Genomic DNA, 1193 nt, shown 5'->3' on the forward strand with positions numbered 1-1193 from the left:
GCAACGCCTCCGCCGGATCAACCAACTGCACCGCAGCAACCGCACCGAGCCCACTACGAACCTCCGCCACCCGCGGATGCTCCGCCAACGGCTGCAGATGCGTATGCAACGACGCCTCCAAACGCTTCGACTCCGCGAGCAAATTCTCACGCTCGAGAATGTCCAGGTTCGCCATCGCCGCCGCAGCAGCACCGGCATGCCCGCCGTACGTGTACCCATGGCGCCACCACGAACCCGCATAGAACGGCTCCGCCACCCGCGGCGCGATGAACACCGCACCCATCGGAACATAACCCGACGTCAAACCCTTTGCCGTGGTCATCATGTCGGGCTGCAAATCGAAACGGGTGGACGCGAACCACTCACCACCGATCCGGCCGAAACCGGTCACGACCTCGTCGACGACAAACAGAATGTCGTGCTCACGGCAGATGTCACGCACCTCCGCCAGATACCCCTCCGGCGGCAGATACACCCCACCCGCACCGATGATCGGCTCCGCGAAGAACGCAGCGATCTTGTTCGCACCGATCTTCTCGATCAACTCGAGCAGACTCTTCGCATCATCCCAGCCGACGGTCGCCGCATCCGCCATCAGCTCGCCGTACCCCTCACGGTTCACCGGAATACCAGCGAGAGCCGTTCCGGCAACGTGCATTCCGTGATACGCCTTCTGACGACCGACGATAATCGCCTTCTCCGGCTGCCGCACCTCGTGCCAGTACCGGCGAGCGAGCTTCGCCGCAGTGTCCACCGAATCCGAACCACCCGAGGTGAAGAAGATCTTGCTCCCGGCAACCGGCGCGATCGTCGCCAACCGCTCCGCCAACACCTGCGTGGTCTCGGGAACAAAATCACCGAAGTTGGAGAAATGAGCGATCTTCGACAACTGAGCCGCCACCGCATCCGCGATCTCCGTGCGCCCGTGCCCGACATTGGTGAACCACAGGCCCGCCGTCGCATCCAGATACCGAGTGCCCTCGCGGTCCCAGATGTACGCCCCCTCACCGCGAGAGACGACAAACGCGCCGTTCTTCTCCACAGCGCCCATGTCCGCGAACCCGTGCCACAATGCCGAAGCCATCGTCTTTCTCTCCCAACTGGATACGTTCGAAATAGATCGGTCAGTTCACGCGGAGTGCGGGCGGAAGAACCCGCTCGACCCACTGGGTTGCCTGCTCGAATGCGTAGGC

1 protein-coding gene is annotated in these 1193 nt (G+C 62.9%); it reads right to left on the bottom strand.

Annotated features, from left to right (window positions below; genetic code table 11):
- A partial coding sequence (locus tag ACF1AK_RS36410; RefSeq protein ID WP_391503091.1) for an aspartate aminotransferase family protein occupies positions 1-1084 on the bottom strand: 1084 nt, incomplete at its 3' end.
- Between the last annotated feature and the right edge of the window lie 109 nt (positions 1085-1193).

The organism is Kitasatospora sp. NPDC015120, assembly GCF_043080305.1.
In the GTDB taxonomy this organism is placed as follows: Bacteria; Actinomycetota; Actinomycetes; order Streptomycetales; family Streptomycetaceae; genus Kitasatospora.